Below are 22,177 nucleotides of genomic sequence, written 5' to 3' on the forward strand. Positions count from 1 at the left end.
ATGGCTCCTTACGCTTTAACGATTTTAACGGCACATTTCTTAAAGTCGGTCTGCTTTGACAATGGATCTGTCGCATCAAGGGTAACTTTATTAATGAGCTGGCTCGCATCGAACCAAGGAACGAACACTAGGCCAACAGGTGGCTTATTACGACCACGGGTCTCGACTCTTGTCTTAATCTCACCACGGCGAGAGATAACCTTAACCTCATCACCGCGTCGCAACCCACGCTTTTTAGCATCATCTGGATGCATAAAGCAGACTGCGTCAGGGAAGGCTTTATACAGCTCAGGAACACGTTGGGTCATAGAGCCTGAATGCCAATGCTCAAGTACCCGGCCCGTAGATAACCAGATATCGTACTCTTCATCTGGAGACTCAGGCGGTGCTTCATAGGGTAGAGCGAAGATCACAGCACGGCCATCTGGCTTACCGTAGAATTCAAAGCCTTTCCCTGGTTTCACGTAAGGATCAGAACCCTCACGGAAACGCCACTTAGTCTCTTTACCATTAACCACAGGCCAACGCAGACCGTGAACCTCATGATAAGTTTCAAATGGAGCAAGGTCATGGGCATGACCACGGCCAAAAGTGGCATACTCTTCAAACAAGCCTTTTTGAACATAATAGCCAAAGTGCTGAGCTTCTTCGTTCATAAACTTAGGGTCGGTTTGCTCAAGCGGGAACTTATCTACATTGCCATTTTGATAAAGCACTTCAAATAGTGTTTTACCTTTAAATTCAGGGTTAGCCGCTAATACATCTTTTGGCCACACTTCATCGGTAGTAAAACGTTTAGAGAACTCCATCAACTGCCACAGATCAGAACGAGACTCACCTGGTGCTTTCACCATCTGATGCCAGAACTGTGTACGGCGCTCAGCATTACCATAAGCTCCCTCTTTTTCCACCCACATGGCTGTCGGTAAAATAAGATCCGCAGCTTGTGTGGTGACAGTTGGGTAAGCATCGGATACAACGATGAAGTTTTCAGGGTTACGGTAACCAGGTAGTCCCTCTTCATTGATGTTAGGACCCGCCTGCATATTGTTGTTCACCTGCACCCAGTAAGCGTTGATATCACCATCTTTTAGGCGGCGATTCTGCTCAACAGCGTGGTAACCAGGCTTTGGTGGAATAACGCCTTCTGGAATTTTCCAAATCTTCTCTGCAATCGCTCTATGTTTAGGATTTGCAACAACCATATCGGCAGGTAGACGGTGTGAGAAAGTACCCACTTCACGTGCGGTACCACACGCTGAAGGCTGACCCGTTAATGAGAACGGGCTGTTACCTGGCGTCGAGATCTTACCAGTTAACAGGTGAATGTTATAAATGAGGTTATTACACCACACACCACGCGTATGTTGATTGACACCCATGGTCCAGAAAGAGGTCACTTTAGTATCAGGATCAGCATACATCTTAGCAAGCTCAATCAACTTATCTTCAGGCACACCTGAGAGTTTGCTGACAGACTCAACATCATAGTCAGCAACGAACTTCTTAAATGCTTCAAAATCAATTGGCGTAGATTTACCCGCCGTCTTAACATTCTTAGCTTTCATCTGTAGTGGGTGTGTAGGACGAAGGCCGTAACCTATGTCTGTTTCCCCCTGACGGAAATTGATGTGCTTGTTAACGAAATCCCAATTTACCGCGTCATTTTGAATGATGTAGTTGGCGATAAAGTTAAGCATTGCCAGATCGGTATTTGGTGTAAAAATCATCCCTAGATCAGCCAGATCAAAGGATCTATGTTCATAGGTAGACAAAACAGCAACATTGACATGTGGTGCACTTAAACGGCGGTCTGTCACTCGACTCCAGAGGATCGGGTGCATCTCAGCCATGTTAGAGCCCCACAGCACAAAAGCATCAGCCGCTTCCATATCATCATAACAGCCCATCGGCTCATCGATACCAAAGGTACGCATAAAGCCACCTACTGCTGATGCCATACAGTGGCGAGCATTAGGGTCGATATTATTTGAAGCAAAACCAGCCTTCATTAATTTAGAGGCCGCATAGCCTTCCCACACTGTCCATTGGCCCGAACCAAACATGCCGATGGCAGTCGGTCCCTTCTCTTTAATGGTTTTTTTCCACTTTTGAGCCATAGTGTCGAATGCCGTATCCCAAGAGATGGGGGTAAACTCACCATTCTTGTCATACTTGCCATCTGTCATACGCAACATTGGCGTTTGAAGACGGTCACGTCCGTACATGATTTTGGATAGGAAATAGCCTTTAATGCAGTTTAGGCCCTTATTCACTTCACTCTCTGCATCACCATGTGTTGCAACGACTTTACCGTCACGAGTTGCCACAATAACCGAACAACCAGTACCACAAAAACGACAGGGTGCCTTATTCCATTCAAGTTTCGTTTCAGCCGAGCTGGTAATTAGGTTGCTTGCAGTAGCAGGCAAAGCTAATCCAGCAACGCTTGCAGCGGTTATCGCTGCATTGGCTTTCATAAACTCACGTCTGTTCATCTTCATTTTTCGCCCTCTTCAAGCACTTCACTTTGGTGATACACCATGGCAGCTGATAACACACCAGGAATGGCATTAATGGTTTCAATATCTGTCATCAATGATTTCTGAGAGTCACCTTCAAGTACAACAACCAGCTTCACCTCGTTGTTGACCGACAGTTCAGCATTATTCATCTCAATAATGCGCTCTCTTACGGCTGTCATATGATCAGGTTGAACCTGTAGTACCAGGCTTGTTACGTGAAGTTCATTGCTCATTAAATATCACTCATTTTTATTGTTTATTTGAACTTTTGATTTTCTATCCAGCACCCGGTGGACCAGCAATGATTTGAGTAAACCAGATGGCAAAACCTAACCCGGAAACCAAAATGACTGATAGTAAAGGAGCAAGAAAAACGGTAAGAAAGATAAAGACTTTTAACTCTACACTTTTCTCTTCTGAAGCAGTGGAACTCATAAGTCCTCCAACGTGGGGTTAATAACCCGGCACATGGTGAGTTATATAGATCAAACTCATTATTTGACGGTTAATTTCTTGTGTATTGATCAAGCTGTTAACTTATTTAAAATAGTAACGTTTATAAGAGCTCAAGCTGTATACCTCTAACTTGGTAAAGCCGATACAGTTTGATCTCTGTCACCATTTCGACACAAAACACTACATAGATCAACAAATGCACCTTCATATCTTAGCTTAAAAATCAAACATCCAAGTAATATCTATGATCTAAGACAAGTTTTATCGAATTTACCAGCAGTAAGGCTCCCTAACAAAAAGTTAAGCGACTGTAAATATACAGCTAAATGGTTAGTTATCGCTGAACCACACCTGTACAAAAAAGCATCAAATAAGTGTTAGAGATGAAATATAGGCTTCAATAAGTGACAGATGAGATGAATAAAGGGACGAGTAATAAAAAAGCGCAGACCAAGCTGCGCTTTAAACAATATATGAACCTAATACCGAACAGTAATTAGATAAAGTTAACTCTCTTTAATACGGTTCAATATCCGTTTTTCTGAGATAGGGTATGCAGTGCCTAACACTTGGGCAAAACAGGAGACTCGATACTCCTCTATCATCCATCTCGCATCTAGCAGGGCTTCAGGTATTGCAGCTGAACGTGGTACCTTGCCCAGTTGCTCCTCAAGTGCATTTTGAACATTATTGATGCTATGCATATGCAAACGATCTCGGTTTGGATCGATAGGCAATTTATCCAAACGGTTGTCCACCGCTTTTAGGTAACGGGCCATATCAGCCAGCCTTCGCCAACCACAACCTTCAACAAAGCCCTTATAAACCAGCTTATCCAATTGGGTCTGAATATCACTCATGGCAAAGGCGATATCTAAACTTATCTTGCCCTTGAGTCGCTTCTTTATCTTCTGATACAGGGTTAAAATCTCTTCAACCTTGAGTGCTAATTTTGCAGCAGTTGGATTAAGCTCCTGCCTAACCCACTCTTTGGCGACTTCAAAGTCAGCTTCATTGCGCACATTCAATGCCTTTTCATCCAACAGTTGCTGAACCGCAGCAGCAAGTATGTCATCAATTAAGATCTGCACCTGACCAAATGGATTAAAGTACATCGCAAGTTTAGCCTTGTTAGGCAAAGTCTTTTGAAGGTGCTTAACCGGTGATGGCATATTGATCAGCAGCAGACGTTGCAAGCCATTACGATGGGAGCGAAGCGCTTCATTTTCATCATCAAATAATTTGATCGAAACACTCTCTTTATCGTCAACCAACGCAGGAAATGCCTTAACCTCGAAGTTACCTTTCTTTTGTTGGAACTGGCTTGGCAGGTTACCGAAGGACCACTGGGTTAATTCAGATTTTTCGATACCAGAATCAGCCACTTTACGGATAGCTTGGGAAACTTGCCCCTGTAAACTTGCTTTTAACACCTCAATGTCACGGCCTTGAGCAACTAACTTCCCCTTGTCACCTTCTACTTTAAAGTTCATCAGAAGATGTTTAGTAAGCTGGCTCTGATCGAAATCCTCTGGATTAACCCGAGTTCCACTCATGCGCAGAAGCTGTTTACACATGGCTTCAACTAAACTCATCTCAAACGGCTTCATCGCTTGTAAACAAGCTTTGGCGTAATCGGGCGCAGGGACAAAGTTACGTCTGATAGATTTAGGCAAGGATTTGATAAGTGCAATGCATTTCTCCTCCCTAAGACCTGGTACCTGCCAGTCAAAATCCACATCCTCTATCTGATTTAATAGGGCTACAGGCACATGGATGGCAACACCATCATCGTCAGCAGAGGGTTCAAAATGGTAGCTGACCGATAGCTTTAGGTTCCCTTGATGCCAAAAATCGGGGAAATCCAAAGCTGAGATATGTGAATCTCCGCGCTGCATCAACTGTTCACGTTCAAAATCCAGCAGATCTGGATTCTGTTTACGCTCACGCTTCCACCAGCTAAAGAACTTAGGCGCGTTGTAGATACCTTCAGGTATTTTAGGCTCATAGAAGTCCACCAACGCCTGCTCATCGACTAAGATGTCACGGCGACGAGACTTATGCTCTAATGCTTCAACTTCCTGCAATAAGTTGCGATTTTTAATAAAGAACGACTCATTTGTCCGCAACTCCCCTTCTGCAAGGGCACTGCGAATAAATATCTCGCGCGCTTCAACAGGGTTAACGGGGCCATATTGGGTTTTACGTCTGTTGACTATCATCAAGCCATATAGCAATTGATTTTCTAACGCAACGACACTGCCCTGCTTTGCTTCAAAGTGAGGTTCTAGGTAGTTTTTCTTGATCAAATGGCCCGCTAAAGGCTCAATCCACTCAGGCTGAATTTTGGCGCAGCAACGGGCAAACAGACGGGATGTCTCAGTAAGCTCCGCCGCCATAATCCACTTAGGCCCTTTCTTGGCCAAAGGGGAACCTGGAAACACAAAGAACTTTCGATTACGAGCACCTAAATACTCATTGTCTTTATCTTTAAAACCAACATGACTTAAAAGCCCTGTCAGCAGTGATTTATGCAGCAGTTCATAATCGGCAGGCTCACTGTTAAGACGCCATTTTAGATCATGCACAGCCTGCTTTAACTGAGTATAAAGGTCTTGCCACTCTCGCACTCTCAAGTAGGCAAGAAACTCCTTCTTACACTGTTTTCTAAACTGACTGGATGAGTGCTGTTTCTGCAGTGACTTGATGTGATCCCACAGATTCACATAGGAGACAAAATCTGAATCTTTATCACTGTGCTTCTTGTGAGCTTCATCGCTGGCTTGCTTCTTATCCATTGGGCGCTCACGGGGATCTTGGATAGAAAGGGCCGAGGTAATGACGAGTGCTTCATGCAAACAGCCATTTTGATTTGCCTGAATAACCATACGTGCTAAGCGAGGATCCACTGGGATCGTGGCCAATTGGCGTCCCAAGCCGGTTAACGCCAAACGTCCTTTACTCTTAGTCACAGCCTCAAGCTCCTCAAGCAGGAGAGTGCCATCTTGAATATAGCGCTGATCTGGTGGCTGAATAAAAGGGAAAGAGCCAATATCACCTAAACCAATCGATAGCATCTTCAAGATAACTGACGCTAAATTAGTACGTAAAATCTCAGGATCGGTAAATTCAGGGCGATTAATAAAATCATCTTCCCCATAGAGACGTATACAGATCCCGGGCGCAACACGGCCACATCGACCCTGTCTTTGATTCGCACTAGCTTGAGAGATAGGCTCAATCGGCAGACGTTGCACCTTAGTTCGATAACTATATCGACTGATACGCGCTGTACCTGGATCGATAACATAACGTATCCCAGGGACAGTTAACGACGTTTCTGCGACATTGGTGGCTAACACTATTCGGCGGCCAACGTGGCTCTTAAACACCTTTGACTGTTCTCCATAGGAGAGGCGCGCATAGAGAGGTAAAATTTCAGTGTCACGGTATTGACGTCGATTAAGCTGGTCGGCAACGTCGCGGATCTCTCGCTCACCGTTCATAAAAATAAGAATGTCCCCAGGACCCTCTTTAGTCAGCTCATCAACCGCTTCAAAAATCCCCTCGGTGAGGTCAAGATCTTCATCGCTATCGCGCACTAAGGGGCGAAAACGAGTCTCAACCGGATAGGTTCGACCGGACACCTCGATAATAGGTGCATCACCAAAATGCTGTGAAAACTTATCAAGATCGATTGTCGCTGAGGTGATAATCACCTTAAGATCGGGACGACGCTTCAGGACACTTTTAAGATAACCTAAAATAAAGTCGATATTTAGACTTCGTTCGTGGGCTTCATCGATAATGATGGTGTCGTATTGATCTAGAAACTTATCATTTGACAGCTCAGCCAACAAAATACCGTCAGTCATTAACTTGATGTAGGAATCATTATTAATGGCGTCAGCAAATCTTACTTTAAAACCAACGGCTTCACCTAAAGGGCTATTAAGTTCATCAGCAACACGGGTGGCAACACTTCTTGCTGCGAGTCGTCGAGGCTGAGTATGACCAATAAGGCCACGGCAGCCTAAACCTAGTTCGAGACAGATTTTTGGTAACTGAGTGGTTTTACCCGATCCCGTTTCCCCAGCGATGATCACCACCTGATTACCCGCAATGGCGCGGGCTATCTCTTCGCGTTTTTGCGAAATTGGCAGACCTTCAGGATAACTGATCTCAGGGCGAGCTTGACGGCGCTTCTCTACCTTCTCAAATGCTTCAACGGCTTGTGACTCAAGCTTTTCAAGATTTGCACGCTTCTTATCAGAATCGACCTCTTTATTTAGCCTATAGAGACGACGCTTAATTCTGGAGGCATCTGCTTGATAGCAAAGATTAAGGTAAGCGTTTGATAGAGGATGTTGTTGCGAACTCAAGACCAGATCCCACTTCTAAAATCAAAAAAGCGATCCTAACAAGGAACGGGCACTAATGGTATGGAAAATTAACCTAGAGGTAAAAATGAGAACAGATGAAACTCAGTGGCTCAAGAGTAGACAACGTAACAGTTTCGCCCAGCAAGTTTAGCATCAGAGAGTGCCTTATCAACCTGCTTTAAAAAAATATTGGCACTCATCCCTTGCTCCCACACTGTGATCCCCTGCGACAGCGTCGTCCACCCACTTAAGGGGGAGTCTGGATGCAATATTTTAGCCTCTTTGAGTTTTGTTTGTACTTTTTTAGCAATTCTAACCGCCGACTCTAATCCTGTGTCCGGTAGCAATATCGCAAACTCTTCACCACCGTATCTGGCAAGCATATCATCGGGCCGTTGAATGCAGCCCTGTATAAGGTTAGCAATATCAATTAAGCACAGATCTCCAGCTTGATGGCCTACACTCTGGTTATAACGTTTAAAATGATCCACATCCAATAAGATCATGCTCAAAGGCTTACCACACCGTTTAGCCCGCTTAATCTCAATATTGAGCCTGTCATCGAGATATTTGCGATTATTGATCCCAGTCAGGCCATCTCGCATAGCTAGATTCTCTAACTTTGACAGCAGTAATGTATTCTCATGTTGGCTAGCTAATCCATCGTAAAAATGTTGGGCGAACGAAACTCGACAACAATTTAGCACAAAGCTTACGATCAGGTAGCTCCCAAGAAACATCAAGATATCTTCATTTCGAATATAGAGGTGCATGGTAACCATGGACAAGCAGATAAATAGTAAGCCACTGTAGAAAAATCGGCTATTGGGATAGAAACAGGTCAGTAGGGAGATCAACAAGGTAAAAGCAATAAAATCGACATATGGCCAAAACTCATCACCAACCGCAATTAAACCCAGCATTAGCAGTAGCCAAGCAAATAAGATAAAAAACAGATTGATGTAAGCCAGTTTTAGATCGTCATAGTTAAACTTTTTGATGGCGATGCGAAGATAGGAAATAACAAAAACGGCGCCACTCACACCAAAGACTATCTGCAGGTAATCCCTGTTGGCATTGGTGTCGACCTTCAATAGGCTAATAACGGCGATAAAGAGAAAGAAGATACATGAAAAGTGCACAAACCAGCCAAATCCCTTCACTATTTCAGCGTTGGATTGTACAATTAATGCTTCATTAAGACGTATCACTTCTCTTTGTTTCATAGAAGAAAAGCTTAGTCCAAGAGTGTCAGAAGTAAAGTGAGCTTAGCCTAATGACAAGCATTTAAAGTGCCAAATTCACTTTCATCTTCTGAAAAGAGATCCCTTATTTATACTGGCGCCAGATAACACTGCTGCATATAGATATTGATCGCATTAAGCACATTGGTGCGGTTAATCGTCCCAACAACCTTCCCCTCTTCGACCACAGGGTAAACCTTAGGTTTAGGTCCAAGCATCTGCTCAGCCAGTTTTAGGATACTGTCTTCAGGCGAAACCCACAGTACGTCACTTCGCATGCAGTCACTCACCGTTGCCACAAGGTCACAGTGGTAACTACTCTTAAGCATTACAGACATACAATCTTGCTGAGAGAGAAAGCCGATTAAGTGCCCGGTATCATCCACCACTGGCGCTCCAAGCTTATTTCTGTCTAATAGCGCATCAACAGCAGTCGCTAAGTTCATATCTGCGGTGAGTAGTACTGGTTGACGATCCATATGTTCGGTAATTTTTATAGAATCCATGATCTTCCCCTATGAAAATAATAAACCCAGTCTACCTAACCTATTCAATATATGAACACAAAACAACCGATAGCTCTAATCTAAATTACCGCAAGCCTCAGACTCAAAAGTATAAAGGTAAAAAACTGGATAACTTACAAATATTTAATACCTACTTATCTCGCCAAATCATCACTTGTACAGGTTCGCCATTTTTACGGGTCGCACGGTACATCCCCTCAGTATTAAACGGCGTAGCAATATTGCCCCTTTGATCAAGTGCAATCACACCACCCGTGCCACCAGCGGTAATAAGACGCTGGTTAATCACTTCATCGGCGGCTTGGATAATAGACTTTTGCTGATACTTGACCTTAGCGCAGATATCTCCCGCCACATGATAGCGAATAAAATACTCACCATGACCAGTGGCTGATACAGCGCACACACCATTTTCTGCGTAGGTACCAGCGCCTATCACAGGCGAATCACCGATACGGCCAAAACGTTTGGCCGTCATCCCCCCTGTCGAGGTGCCAGCGGCCAGATTGCCACTTTGATCTAAGGCTACCGCGCCAACAGTACCGAATTTATAATCCAGATCCAGATAATCACGTCCCATCAAGTGGTTAGCGGCTTGGTAATCTTTTGCCGTCTCAGCAGTTTTTATCTTCTCTTTGGCATCGATAAGTTGATTATAACGCTTGTCAGTATCAAAGTGAGCCACAGGAACTAACTGGAACCCTTGCGTGAGTGCGAACTCCTCAGCCCCAGCACCAGATAACATGACATGAGGCGACTTATTCATCACCGCATCGGCCAAATTGATCGGGTTTTTAATATGTTTAACCCCAGCAACCGCGCCCGCATTCATGGTCTTACCATCCATAATGGAAGCATCCATCTCATGTTGACCATCGAAGGTATACACAGCGCCAACACCAGCATTGAAGAGTGGACTGTCCTCGAGCACATTAATTGCAGCCTTAATGGCCACAAGACTATCTCCACCCTTTTCTAATATGCTGTAACCAGCATTGACAGCTTGTGAAAGCTTGTCCCGATAAGCTTGCTCCTGCTCTGGCGTCAAGCTAGCCTTTGAGATGGTGCCCGCTCCACCATGTATCGCAATAGAGAAAGGCTTTTCATCGGCAACAACTTGAGTTGATGACGATAAAATAGCCAACAGTAGGCCAGTAATTTTAATCTTGTGATCCATTAGCGTGTCCATTATTTTTATTTGCACTCTTTGTAACCATTTATAGACTTAATTACAATCATCAACTTGCCTGCATTCAATAATCTAGCGACAATGGTCACAGCATTTCAGTTACTGATTAGAGTTACCTCTTTTTGCATATACGTACATTAGCATCATGGCCATTTAGCCTTATCTTAATCATCAGTTTACTGTGCCCTCTCTCAGCACAGGCAGAAGATTGGCTTAAATTAGACATTAGTGGCGTTTCAGGGGAATTAGATAGAAATATCAAAGCTCACTTAGGCCAATTACCAAACTCAAACGTGCAGCGGCGTGCCTTTATCTTTAACGCAGAGGATAACACCTCGGCCGCACTTCACTCCCTCGGTTACTACCATGGCAAAGTGGAACAGAAAGTATTATCACCCAAGAAGGGAGCCTGGACATTAAGCCTTATTGTAACGCCTGGGGCTCCCACATTAATCGAATGGGTAGATATTGATCTCGATGGAGAGATCCTCAATGACCCTATCATTAGCGATTGGCTCAATGGACTGAGCATTAAGCCGGGTGATACCCTTAATCACGGTGTTTATGAACAGGTAAAATCTCAGCTTGTCACGCTGGCACTCGCCCGTGGTTACTTTGATGGTAAATACATAAAATCGGCTATCACAATCAATCGCGATCTCAACACCGCTCGTATCACGCTCCACTATGACTCTGGTCAACGTTACCGTATCGGTACGGTCAACTTCGAGGGACAGACACTCAATGATGATCTGATGAATGGTTTAGTGCCGTTCAAGACTGACAGTCCATACAGTACAGCAAACCTTGGAGCACTAAATAGAGAGCTGCTGAACACTGGGTACTTCTCCAACATTAAAGTGCTCCCTCAGGTGGATAAAGCAGTCGACTTGAATGTTCCGATTAAAGTTGAGCTCTCTCCCAGACCAAGCCACTCAATAGAGCTCGGTTTAGGTGTCGATATCGGTAACACCACAGAGAAGGAGTTCGAACCTAGAGTCAGAGTCACCTGGCGAACCCCGCAGATAAACCGTTACGGACATTCTCAGGAGACCAGCTTAGAGTGGGCTCCCGATAAACCTAAATTTTTAAGCACCTACACCATACCGCTTACTCACCCTCTCAATGATCAATTAAAAATAAGAGTGGGGATGTTAAGGGATAAATACGGTGTCACTCAGGTCTTTGACCCTGAAGATAACACCTTTAGGAATACTGGGGAGCTTGAGGGTAATAAACGTCTATTCGGGATCATTCGCCAACAAAAACTAGAGAGCCAATGGTTATTTAGCTACTCAGTTGAGGCGATCCGTGAGTATTACACTCAATCTGAAATCGACTACGATCCCACCTTTGTCCTGTTTGGCAGTAGCATCTCCAAGACCATACGAGGAGACAGCAGTTTAGATCCTAAATCAGGTTTCTTTCAGCACTACAGCATTGAATATGCCGATCCGTCATTAGGCTCTACGGTGCGCCTTGCTCGGCTCCAAACTAAATATAAGTGGATCGATACTTTCTTCGAAAAACACAGAATCGTATCTAGACTCGATTTAGGAGTCAATTTGGCAGCTGATGAAGATCTGCCATTTATCCCCCCTTCACTGCGCTACTTTGCCGGTGGCGATCAGAGTATCCGTGGTTATAGTTATCAAGAGCTAGGGCCCTATTTTGAATACACCAGCAGTGACGATAAGCTAATAAGGCAGGTGATCGGTGGACGCTACCTAATGGTAGGCAGTCTAGAGTATCAGTATTATCTGACTCCATCTTGGCGTGTGGCAACTTTTGTCGATGCAGGTAATGCCTTCGATGTGGATCAAATTGATCCTATTATCTCTGTTGGTGGAGGTATTCACTGGATCACCCCTATCGGTCCCATCAAGCTTGATGTCGGTGTCGGCCTTAAAGGGACTGAAACTGACACAGTTTCACGCCCATGGCGTATCCACTTAACCATGGGGTCAGAGTTATGAGCCAGACTCCAGAGCAGTTAGCAAAAGTAGTTAGCCAAGAGCCGTTACCAGCCCAAGCCTCAACAGAACACAAAGCAGGAGTGTTAACTCACTGCTGGCGAAGCTTTAAGGGGCTATGTAGGCTCCTCATTTACCTTCCGCTTGGCTTGTTAATCTTAATCGCCATCTTAATTGGTACCGATTTCGGCAGCAGGATCACGGTATTTCTGGCAGATGCATTCGTCCCCGACCTCAACATCACCTATGTGAGCGGCACCATCAATAATCGCCTGGAGGTGAAAGATACTCACTGGGGAATGGACGGTATTACCGTCGATGTAAATTCGCTACAACTGACATGGCTGCCCATGTGTCTATTGAGAAAACAGCTATGTGTTGATGAGCTTGTTGCATCAAATATTCAGGTCGAAATTGACACTGATAAACTTGCACAAAGTGACCCCACAGACACTCCCTCCCCTAACAACCTCCAAACCGAGGATGAAGATAATGTGGAGATCCAACTTCCTTTTGGGATCGATCTTCAACATGCCTCACTAGCAGGAGTTAAGGTTAGAGTCGATGACATGCAGTTTAATGCCGAGAACCTACAAACACAGGCTCAATGGCAACAAACGGGAATAAGAGTTAACCAGCTTAATAGTCAAGGTCTACTAGTCTCTATCCCCTTGGAGAGCAAAGACACAGAGGTTTCCACAGTAGAGCAAGAGGAGAGCGAATGGGCCATGGCTCATCTACCGGAAGTGTTTATGCCAATTCCGGTATTTGTTTCCGATGCCAAGTTCACTGACAGCTTACTTAAACTGGGACAACGACAGGACAAGTTCAAACAGATAAATCTACAAGCCAGCTATCACAGTTTTCTCGTTCATGTTGAGCTGCTTGAGGTTGAACACACCTATGGTAACGCGAGTCTGGCAGGTGAAATCTCCCTTAAAGCAGACTACCCAATGGCACTCTCTGCTGTACTTGATGCTCAGCACATCGCTGAATTGCCAGAGCTCAAAGCCCAAAAGCTCACGATAAATGCAGAAGGTGGCTTTGATAAACTCAATATTACGGCAACAGGCTCCGGCCACATTGATCTGTCGCTCGATGGCGATATTGCACTTTCATCGCCAACACTGCCCTACCACCTGAAACTTAAGAGTGAGCGATTAACTTGGCCACTCGATAATCCCCTCTATATAGGTGAATCGATTAACTTATCGAGCCAAGGCAATCTGAGTCATCAGTCAATCACGCTCACAAGCCTTATCAATACGCCCTATCAGCCTCAACTAGATATCGATACTGCGTTTGAACATACAGCTCAGCAAATAGAGATAGCCCACCTTAATGCCAAAGGGAGTATTGGTGAACTTATCGCTTCAGGCAGTGCCAGCTATGGAGATAAAATTGGCTGGGACGCTGATATTAAGCTCAATCAATTTAAGATGGAGCAGTTGGTTTTGGAGCTGGAAAAACCACTACCAGCAAGCTCTATCAGTGGTCAGCTGCATACTCAAGGCACATTGGACAGTAAGCAGTGGCAGGTAGGGATAGCCCAATCAGATCTGCACGGTGAAATACAAGGTTACCCATTCGAGCTCCTAGGCGATGTCACCATCAATAGTAAGTTAAGTCTCAGTGCAAACAGCCTAACACTTAATGCTCTGCAATCGGCTTTACATCTCTCAGGTGCGGTAAAAGATACCTGGGCCGTCAATGCCTTGCTAGATATTCCTGATCTAGGCCTTTGGCATCAGGATGCTTCAGGAAGTATTAAATCAAACATTAAGGTTTCTGGACAGAGCAGTCACCCGCAAATAGGGATCATTGCTGATGCATTAGATCTGCAATTTGACCAGTTCGAGCTTGAACATGCTCAAATCAAAGGCAACTATCGACCGCTCGATACCCATGAGTTTGCGCTCTCAATGAACGCCAAAAAACTCACTTGGGATGATATCGATATCGACTCGGTCACCTTAGGGGCAAAAGGTAATGAAAGGGAGCAAAAACTAGGCTTACAAAGTTTCGGAGAGTTACAAGTTGACTCAAAAATCTATTCACGTTTCGACTCTAAAACAGAGAAACTGACCGCAGAGATAAATACCTTTAGTGTTAACTCCATAATGGGTCCTTGGTCGCTTGAATCTCCCTTCGACATCACGTGGCAAAACCGTGAACAATCGGGCCTAGTACAACCCTTTTGCTGGCAACATAAAGAGGGCAACTTATGCCTTAATGATCCCGCAGAACTCGGGGTTAAAGGCGACGCCAATATTAGCTTCAGCGGTGACTTAGGCTCTGTACTTACCCCCTTCCTACCCGATAATTTCGCCTGGGAAGCGCCAGCTAAACTCAACACACAACTTGCGTGGCAAGCAAAAGGTAAACCCACAGGTTTATTGACCCTTAACTTTGACCCAGGACATATCAGTCTTAACAGCAATAATCGTCAATTAGATATAGGCTACAAACTGTTAAACCTACAAGCAGCTCTTGATGAGAAAAAACTGTCGACTCAAGTCAGCTTTGACTCCCATGATATTGCCAGTTTAGAGGGGCAACTTGATATTAATGTGACCCCTGACAGAACACTTTCAGGTTACACAAAACTGCATCAAATCAACCTAGAAGCTTTATCGGAGTTTATGCCGCAACTTGAGCGTCTCGCGGGCAAGATCTCCAGTGAACTCACCATAGGTGGCACCTTGAGCAAACCCGATATTTCTGGCGAGATAGCACTAAAACAAGGCGAGCTACTTATCACAGCTAACCCTACGCAACTTGAAGATATCGACCTCTCCCTTAAACTCTCAGGACAGAAAGCTAATGTTGATGGGAACTGGCTTATGGGGGACGGTAAGGCGACACTCGATGGTGTTATCGATTGGGGTGGGGATGAACTAAATGGTGATATCTCATTTGACGGTAACAACCTGGCGATAATTCAACCGCCTCTAGCCTTACTCAATGTATCACCCAATCTAAAAATACAGTTTAAGAAACAGAGCTTAGATATTCAGGGGGGTATCGATATTCCTTCAGGAAATATCAAGGTAGTTCAGCTCCCTGAGGGCGGCGTAGCTGAATCCAGCGATGTGGTATTTGAAGACAGCATCTCCTCAGGCGAAAAGGAGCAGACACCGTTAGCCATCACCTCAAATATTCAGATTAATGTGGCTGATAAGCTCAAAATTGATGGTATGGGCTTAAGAGGAAAACTCACAGGTACACTGGATCTGAAACAGGAAGCGTTTAGGCCAGCTCAGCTCTACGGTGACATTCGAGTCGTCGACGGTAACTACAAATTTATGGGGCAAACATTAGAAATAAAAGCCGGTGAAGTGCAGTTTATCGGCCCACTCTCTATTCCAAATCTAAATATTGAGGCGGTCAGAGAGATCAAAGAGGAGGACGTGGTTGCCGGGGTTAGGATCACAGGAACTCCAATAAAACCGATCGTAACGCTATTCTCATCGCCAACCAAAGAGCAAGCTGAGATCCTCTCCTACATCATCAAAGGAACTGGTTTTCACAGCAATGACAGCGATCAAAATAGCAGTCTAATGATGGGCGCAGCACTAACTTTAAGTAATCAATTGGGCGGCGGAGCAGTGAATAATATCGGTAACTCAGCAACAACGCTTATTGAGAAGATGGGCTTTTCAAACGTGCAGCTTGATGCCAATGATGATGGTCGAGTGGCGATCAGTGGATTTATCGGTGAAGACTTAATGGTTAAATACGGTGTTGGTGTGTTTAATCCTGGTTATGAGGTGACAGTAAGGTATTACCTACTATCACAACTCTATCTCGAGACAGTATCTGGTACCGTTGAACAATCTCTGGATATCTACTACAACTTCGATATTGACTAAGGCAAACAGATATAAGCAAATTTACTGCCATCCTTGGCAAATCTGCACAGATGTTCTGACCGCCAAGGATGGTGGAAATGCCAATAAATGAAGGGAGCATTTATGGCCAGACATAAAAAAAACCGCTTAGAAGCGGTTTTTCTTTCAATCACTAATTGGGATCAATCAGTCAGTTGAGCCTGACTACTCTTAAATCTTTGCCATACCTTGCCACTATTAATACCATAGCTGCGCATCAATGCTGGTATCGCATTATGGTTTTTCTCTTCAGCAAGCTGTTGCAGCGCTTCATAAAACTCATAGGCCAGCTCACGGGCTTTATCAATAGCAAAATAATCTTGACCAACACGACTATAAAGACCTTTAAAGCCATTCAAAATCAACACATAAAGTGGATTTCCAGAGTTATAGGCTAAAGTGTGGTGTAACTGGTAGTCGAACTCTACATAAGCTTTAGGATCGTTATCAAGCTGGGTGATCTCTTTTAACGCCTCTAACACTTTTTCAGGATTATGACGTACTGCGCCTTTAAAATAGATAGCACTGATATTGGTTCGGGCAGAAAGCAACTGCTCTAATAAAACAGGCTCACCAGCAGGATTTAAATCTGCAATCGTCTCCAGTACATTTAACCCTGAGGTTTCCCAAATGTCGTTCACTTTAGTGGGTTTACCGTGTTGAATCGTCAACCAACCGTCACGCGCTAAACGCTGTAGCACTTCACGTAGTGTGGTTCGCGTCACGCCTATCAGCTCAGATAACTCTCTCTCAGCCGGTAATATTGAACCTGGCGGAAACTTCTCCTCCCAGATAGAACGGACAATATACTTCTCAGCAAAACTCGCAGGTCCCTTGGCTTCGATAATATCTTTGTTTTTTGCCACGGTCGGAGCTTTTTGGACTATCGTCATCAGGGTCGTTTTCCAAATTTGATTCACATTATGTTATCCACTGATCATACCAGAGAGAGGATAAATGGAAACCTTTCTAGATCAAAACAGGTTAAGATCAAAGATTAAACTCTCAAAACACCGGAAAATAAGACGCAATTCATTCATGGAGAGAATTTTTTCCTGCTGAATTCGACAATTTAAGATTTTTTTAAGGTATTAGATGTTAGTAGGCTATTAAACACTAGCCTCTTTAGGCTAGACTTGTCCGGCTTAAAAAATGGTGGTCTCAAACTACTAACCATAATATCTATCAATTTTGAGAGGGTGACATGCCTGTGACTATGAGTCAGGCGTTTATTGATAACTTCTTAGGTAATTCGCCTAAGTGGTTCAAAATCGCAATTTTATCATTTTTAATCATTAATCCGATTGTGTTTTATATCAATCCGTTTGTAGCGGGATGGTTATTGGTCATTGAATTTATTTTCACTTTGGCCATGGCATTAAAATGCTACCCACTCCAACCTGGCGGACTACTTGCTATTCAAGCAGTAGCGATAGGCATGACCTCCCCCAGCCAAGTTTTCCATGAAATAGAAGCAAACTTAGAAGTATTGTTACTATTAGTCTTCATGGTTGCTGGTATCTACTTTATGAAGCAGCTACTTCTGTTTGGCTTCACTAAGATGATCACCAAAGTAAGGTCTAAAATAGTTGTTTCCTTGATGTTCTGTACTGCTTCAGCATTTCTATCGGCTTTCCTAGATGCATTAACGGTTATAGCTGTGATTATCGCCGTCGCAGTTGGTTTCTACTCTATCTACCATAAGGTGGCATCGGGTAAAACTTTCAATGACGATCACGACCACACTTCTGATGGACAAAAACAATTATGCGAAGAGGAGCTAGAAGCATTTCGTGGCTTCCTGCGTAACCTACTGATGCATGCTGGTGTCGGTACCGCATTAGGCGGTGTATGCACTATGGTCGGTGAGCCACAAAACTTGATCATTGCTGCGCAAGCTAATTGGCAGTTTGCCGAATTTGCAATACGCATGTCCCCTGTAACAGTCCCTGTGTTCTTTGCCGGTATTTTTACCTGTTTCCTTGTGGAGAAATTTAAAATATTTGGCTATGGGCTACAGCTACCAGAAGCCGTACACAAGATTTTATCTGACTATGAAGCTCATGAAGATGCTAGACGCACCAATCATGACAAGATGAAGCTGGTTGTACAGGCATTTATCGGAATTTGGTTGATTGTAGGTTTAGCCCTTCACTTAGCATCTGTAGGTCTTATCGGTCTGTCCGTTATTATCCTAGCAACAGCTTTTAATGGTGTAACCAATGAACATGCGCTGGGTAAGGCATTTGAAGAAGCGCTACCTTTTACTGCATTGTTAGCCGTTTTCTTTGCGGTTGTTGCCGTGATTATCGATCAGCAACTGTTTGCTCCTGTGATCCAATGGGCTCTGAGCTATGAAGGTAACACTCAATTAGTGATCTTCTATATCGCCAATGGCTTGCTCTCTATGGTCAGCGACAACGTATTTGTTGGCACTGTCTACATCAATGAAGTTAAAGCTGCACTCCTGTCTGGTCAAATCACTCGTGATCAGTTTGACCTGTTGGCTGTAGCCATTAACACAGGGACTAACTTGCCTTCAGTAGCTACCCCTAATGGTCAAGCCGCCTTCCTGTTCTTGTTAACCTCAGCCATCGCTCCGCTTATTCGCCTCTCCTATGGGCGTATGGTGTGGATGGCACTGCCATACACTATCGTACTCTCTATCGTTGGTGTGCTTGCAATTGAGCTTGGTGGATTAGAACAGATGACACAGTACTTTTACGATAATCAGATTATTACCCATCACTCGATAAAAGATGTGGTTGAATCTGCAGTGTCTTCACACTAACGTCGAGAGTAAATTCAGTGTAAACTGAACTTTATCAGGTTAGAAAAGTCTTAAAAACGCCCTCATAGGGCGTTTTTTATTAATGAATTAGGGAGAATTTAGTCTTGAACCCAGTCACTCAATTTGCACAATCTCGTCTTGCTTGGCTTATTTTGGCCGGTACCGCTCTGGGCCTTGAACTGTGTGCACTCTTCTTTCAATACGTGATGAAGCTCGATCCCTGTGTGATGTGTATCTATCAACGTCTCGCGATATTTGGAATTTTGGCTGCAGGCTTAATCGGCATTATAGGGCATAAAAATCGTTTTATGCGTCTGATAGCCATTTTAGGCTGGTCAGTCAGTGCCGCATGGGGATTAAAGTTGGCACTTGAGTTAGTTGATATGCAGACTAATCCATCCCCTTTCTCTACCTGTTCATTCCTACCCGAGTTTCCGACTTGGATGCCACTTCATGAATGGATCCCATCACTGTTTATGCCTACCGGTATGTGCAATGATATCCCTTGGGAGATGTTTGGGATCACTATGGGTCAATGGATGATAGGCGCGTTTACGGCATATTTAATCGCACTGGCTGTTTTTGCCATTCCAGCATTAAGCAAAACCCGTTAAGATTCGAACATCTGATACTGATTGGTATTAACAGTAAAGAATCCACCTTCTGAAGAAGGTGGCTTTGTATTAGCCCCCTAAAAGGGGGCGTTATCTACTTCAAATCTAATTGCGGCTGCTCCTGTTTTTCAACCTTTTCTTGATGCCTTACATATCTTCGAATCACTTCCTCATTAATCCCCACTGTGTCAACAAAGTAACCTCTTTGCCAAAAGTGATTTCCCCATAGCTTATTTTTCCGAAGATACGGATACTTGCTAAACATTTTCAAAGCAATTTTACCTTTTAAAGCACCCATCAACTTTGAAATCGATAGCTTCGGAGGAACTTTGATAACCAGATGTACATGGTCTATTTGTACATTCAACTCTACAACCACACACCCTAACTGCTCACTATAGACATGAATACATCGGTAAACATCTTTTCCTAACTTATTCTTTAAAATCCTAAACCTATACTTAGGTGTCCAAACTATGTGATATTGACATCGCCAATACACATGCGATGCTTTCTCATATCTACTCATGTTTTTTATCCTCTATTACTTCGCTAAAAGTTAGAGTTCAATTAACATGAGTAGATATTCAGGCAAAGCCTAATTGATGATAACCACCTACTGAAGTAGGTGGTTTAGGGCTGAAAATAAAAAACGCCCAATTGGGCGTTTTTATTGTGTCGATAACGCTATCTATATAGCCAGAATCTATACCGGATTATCGATATCGACAAAGTGATGGGTTAAACCAAACTCACTAGCTAAATGCTCACCTAATGCCTGAATACCATAACGCTCAGTCGCATGATGTCCTGCTGCAAAATAATGAACACCCAGTTCAATAGCACTGTGATAGGTTCGCTCGGATACCTCACCGCTGATAAAGGCATCGACACCTAGCTCAGAGGCAATATCGATGTAATCTTGTGCCCCTCCACTGCACCAGGCTAATGTTTGGATCTCACCCTCTTCATCACCAATATGCAGTGCTTCACGATTTAACACTTGCGCTAATCTCGCAGAGAAAGCTTTAGCACTCATCGGCTTATCAAGTCTGCCCTGCCACACTAACCCTTGTGCAACCCCTTCAAGCGATTCTGCACCAGTAATATCGAGTCTACGGGCAAGTTCTGCATTATTGCCTAACTTAGGGTGTCCATCTAGCGGAAGGTGGTAACCATATAGATTAATATCTTGACTTAATAGAGCCTTAATTCTTCTCTGCTTCATGCCTGTTATCACTTGTGGCTCACCTTTCCAGAAAAAGCCATGGTGAACTAAGATAGCATCGGCATTTAACTCAATGGCCTTATCGATCAATGCCTGACATGCGCTCACACCTGTCACTATTGTTGCAATCTGCTCACGACCTTCAACCTGTAATCCATTTGGTGCGTAATCTTTATATTTGGCGACTTGTAAAAATTCACTAAGATACTGACTTAACTCTGAACGTGTCATGAAGCGACCCTTTAGTATTTTGGTGGCAGTGTAACCCATCAAGCAATATTTTTTAACTATACTGATCACATGTAGTGCTAATCAAAGCCTTGCACAATTTAACGATATTAGTCCCAATATGGTCATAAAATCGATAAAAACAGCAGATTTACAGTGAAAATTGGACTTTTTACCAGTTTCACCTATAAAATCCCCCCAAACCTTCGAGTAAACATTAAAAAAAATAGGTTATAACTATGTCAAAACTGACCAAAGAAGAGGTGATCAGCGCGTTAGAGTCTGCCCTTGCAACGAAACAAGGTAGTGCTGTAACGATTGAGCAGAAAGGCAGCTGGTACAAAATCGATGGCGGTAAGTCACTTCGCTTTAGCGAACTGGAAGCTATGCTTGCCGAACTATCCGGTGATACGCCAGCTCCAAAAGCGGTAGAAAAAAAAGCTGCACCAGCCGCGAAACCTAAAGCTGCCGCTAAAAAAGCACCAGTAGCTAAGAAAGCCGCTCCAGCCAGTAATAAAGGTGGCAAGACACCTAAAGAGCTATGGCGTGAAAAATTGGCCGGAAAAGGTCAACTGCCTCGCGGTTTCTAATGAGTAATTAGAAAACTAAAAGGAGCCTTTCGGCTCCTTTTTTATTGTTTACATCGCAATGTCTACTCTAACACTGCCCTGAAGGTAGACCACCCTGACCTCATCTCCGGCATTAAAGATCATACCCGGATCCAAGTCTTGTATGATCATCACCTGCTTACCGTCTTCTTGCTTAATCATCAATTCGACCAAACTTAGCTCCTGATAATAGCTGTTGTCACCGTATCGATTACCAACACCTGCACCAATTAATGCACCAAGAACAGTTGCCACATCTTGACCACTACCGCCACCAAATTGATGACCAACCACGCCACCAATTAGAGCTCCACCAAACGTTTTCCACCCTTGGTTTCGATCTTCAACAAGCTGCTTTTGAGTAATATTCCTCACCGATACAACACTGCCATATTGCACTTGCTCTACAGCGACTGCTTGATTTCGTTTATATCCAGCTTCAATTGGGCTAATTACACCAATAAACAGGCAAACGATAGCTAAGCAGGTGATCCAAGGTTTCAACATAATCATTTTTCCGCT

The 22,177-nt window shown here is 43.9% G+C and carries 16 protein-coding genes; 5 read left to right on the plus strand and 11 right to left on the minus strand.

The genetic code is table 11. The features are described 5' to 3' along the window. Positions 1 to 8: 8 nt before the first annotated feature. The 7 genes from napA to SWOO_RS13835 form a co-directional block, all read right to left on the minus strand. Positions 9 to 2,498, minus strand: coding sequence for a nitrate reductase catalytic subunit NapA (gene napA, locus SWOO_RS13805; RefSeq protein WP_041418167.1), 2,490 nt, complete (start codon positions 2,496 to 2,498; stop codon positions 9 to 11). 2 nt (positions 2,499 to 2,500) lie between these two features. Then, positions 2,501 to 2,758 carry a chaperone NapD gene (locus SWOO_RS13810; RefSeq protein ID WP_012325297.1) on the minus strand — a complete coding sequence of 86 codons (258 nt, stop codon included), beginning with the start codon at positions 2,756 to 2,758 and terminating at the stop codon, positions 2,501 to 2,503. Positions 2,759 to 2,801: 43 nt separating this feature from the next. Beyond that, the gene (locus SWOO_RS13815) at positions 2,802 to 2,960 is read right to left on the minus strand and encodes a periplasmic nitrate reductase, NapE protein (RefSeq protein WP_012325298.1); all 159 of its coding nucleotides are present in this window, start codon (positions 2,958 to 2,960) and stop codon (positions 2,802 to 2,804) included. 527 nt (positions 2,961 to 3,487) lie between these two features. Continuing rightward, positions 3,488 to 7,363 (minus strand): ATP-dependent RNA helicase HrpA, encoded by a 3,876-nt coding sequence (gene hrpA, locus SWOO_RS13820; protein WP_012325299.1) that lies wholly within the window; start codon positions 7,361 to 7,363, stop codon positions 3,488 to 3,490. Positions 7,364 to 7,473: 110 nt separating this feature from the next. Beyond that, a complete protein-coding gene (locus SWOO_RS25555; RefSeq protein ID WP_012325300.1) occupies positions 7,474 to 8,589 on the minus strand; it encodes a GGDEF domain-containing protein in 1,116 nt (371 codons plus the stop codon). Positions 8,590 to 8,696: 107 nt separating this feature from the next. Then, positions 8,697 to 9,113 carry a CBS domain-containing protein gene (locus SWOO_RS13830; protein ID WP_012325301.1) on the minus strand — a complete coding sequence of 139 codons (417 nt, stop codon included), beginning with the start codon at positions 9,111 to 9,113 and terminating at the stop codon, positions 8,697 to 8,699. A 151-nt stretch (positions 9,114 to 9,264) separates the two neighbouring features. After that, positions 9,265 to 10,311: an isoaspartyl peptidase/L-asparaginase family protein gene (locus tag SWOO_RS13835; RefSeq protein WP_041417655.1), complete on the minus strand. Its 1,047-nt coding sequence runs from the start codon at positions 10,309 to 10,311 to the stop codon at positions 9,265 to 9,267. 134 nt (positions 10,312 to 10,445) lie between these two features. On the opposite strand from SWOO_RS13835, the gene SWOO_RS13840 reads away from it, so the two are divergent. Further along, entirely contained in the window at positions 10,446 to 12,299 is a 1,854-nt protein-coding gene (locus tag SWOO_RS13840; RefSeq protein ID WP_012325303.1) for an autotransporter assembly complex protein TamA, read from the plus strand. Next, a complete protein-coding gene (gene tamB / locus SWOO_RS13845) occupies positions 12,296 to 16,168 on the plus strand; it encodes an autotransporter assembly complex protein TamB (RefSeq protein WP_012325304.1) in 3,873 nt (1,290 codons plus the stop codon). The genes SWOO_RS13840 and tamB overlap by 4 nt, the downstream gene beginning before the upstream one ends. Positions 16,169 to 16,329: 161 nt before the next feature. Here tamB and fadR read toward each other — a convergent pair whose 3' ends face one another. Further along, on the minus strand, positions 16,330 to 17,079 hold the full coding sequence (gene fadR / locus SWOO_RS13850; protein ID WP_012325305.1) for a fatty acid metabolism transcriptional regulator FadR: 750 nt from the start codon (positions 17,077 to 17,079) through the stop codon (positions 16,330 to 16,332). A gap of 311 nt (positions 17,080 to 17,390) precedes the next feature. Between fadR and nhaB the strand changes: the two genes are divergently transcribed. Together nhaB and dsbB are read left to right on the plus strand one after the other, a co-directional pair. Further along, on the plus strand, positions 17,391 to 18,977 hold the full coding sequence (nhaB, locus tag SWOO_RS13855) for a sodium/proton antiporter NhaB (RefSeq protein ID WP_012325306.1): 1,587 nt from the start codon (positions 17,391 to 17,393) through the stop codon (positions 18,975 to 18,977). A 104-nt stretch (positions 18,978 to 19,081) separates the two neighbouring features. Next, positions 19,082 to 19,591 carry a disulfide bond formation protein DsbB gene (gene dsbB / locus SWOO_RS13860; RefSeq protein WP_012325307.1) on the plus strand — a complete coding sequence of 170 codons (510 nt, stop codon included), beginning with the start codon at positions 19,082 to 19,084 and terminating at the stop codon, positions 19,589 to 19,591. A gap of 94 nt (positions 19,592 to 19,685) precedes the next feature. Here the strand turns inward: dsbB and tnpA are convergent, their stop codons facing one another. Further along, a complete protein-coding gene (tnpA, locus tag SWOO_RS13865) occupies positions 19,686 to 20,120 on the minus strand; it encodes an IS200/IS605-like element ISShwo2 family transposase (protein WP_012323117.1) in 435 nt (144 codons plus the stop codon). A 177-nt stretch (positions 20,121 to 20,297) separates the two neighbouring features. Beyond that, on the minus strand, positions 20,298 to 21,050 hold the full coding sequence (locus SWOO_RS13870) for a Nif3-like dinuclear metal center hexameric protein (RefSeq protein ID WP_012325308.1): 753 nt from the start codon (positions 21,048 to 21,050) through the stop codon (positions 20,298 to 20,300). 236 nt (positions 21,051 to 21,286) lie between these two features. Here SWOO_RS13870 and SWOO_RS13875 point away from each other — a divergent pair, with 236 nt between their 5' ends. Next, complete coding sequence (locus SWOO_RS13875; RefSeq protein ID WP_012325309.1) at positions 21,287 to 21,637, plus strand: hypothetical protein; 351 nt, start codon at positions 21,287 to 21,289, stop codon at positions 21,635 to 21,637. 48 nt (positions 21,638 to 21,685) lie between these two features. Here SWOO_RS13875 and SWOO_RS13880 read toward each other — a convergent pair whose 3' ends face one another. Further along, positions 21,686 to 22,162 carry an outer membrane lipoprotein gene (locus tag SWOO_RS13880; protein WP_041418170.1) on the minus strand — a complete coding sequence of 159 codons (477 nt, stop codon included), beginning with the start codon at positions 22,160 to 22,162 and terminating at the stop codon, positions 21,686 to 21,688. Positions 22,163 to 22,177 lie beyond the last annotated feature (15 nt).

The organism is Shewanella woodyi ATCC 51908, from assembly GCF_000019525.1.
Classification (GTDB): Bacteria; Pseudomonadota; Gammaproteobacteria; order Enterobacterales; family Shewanellaceae; genus Shewanella; species Shewanella woodyi.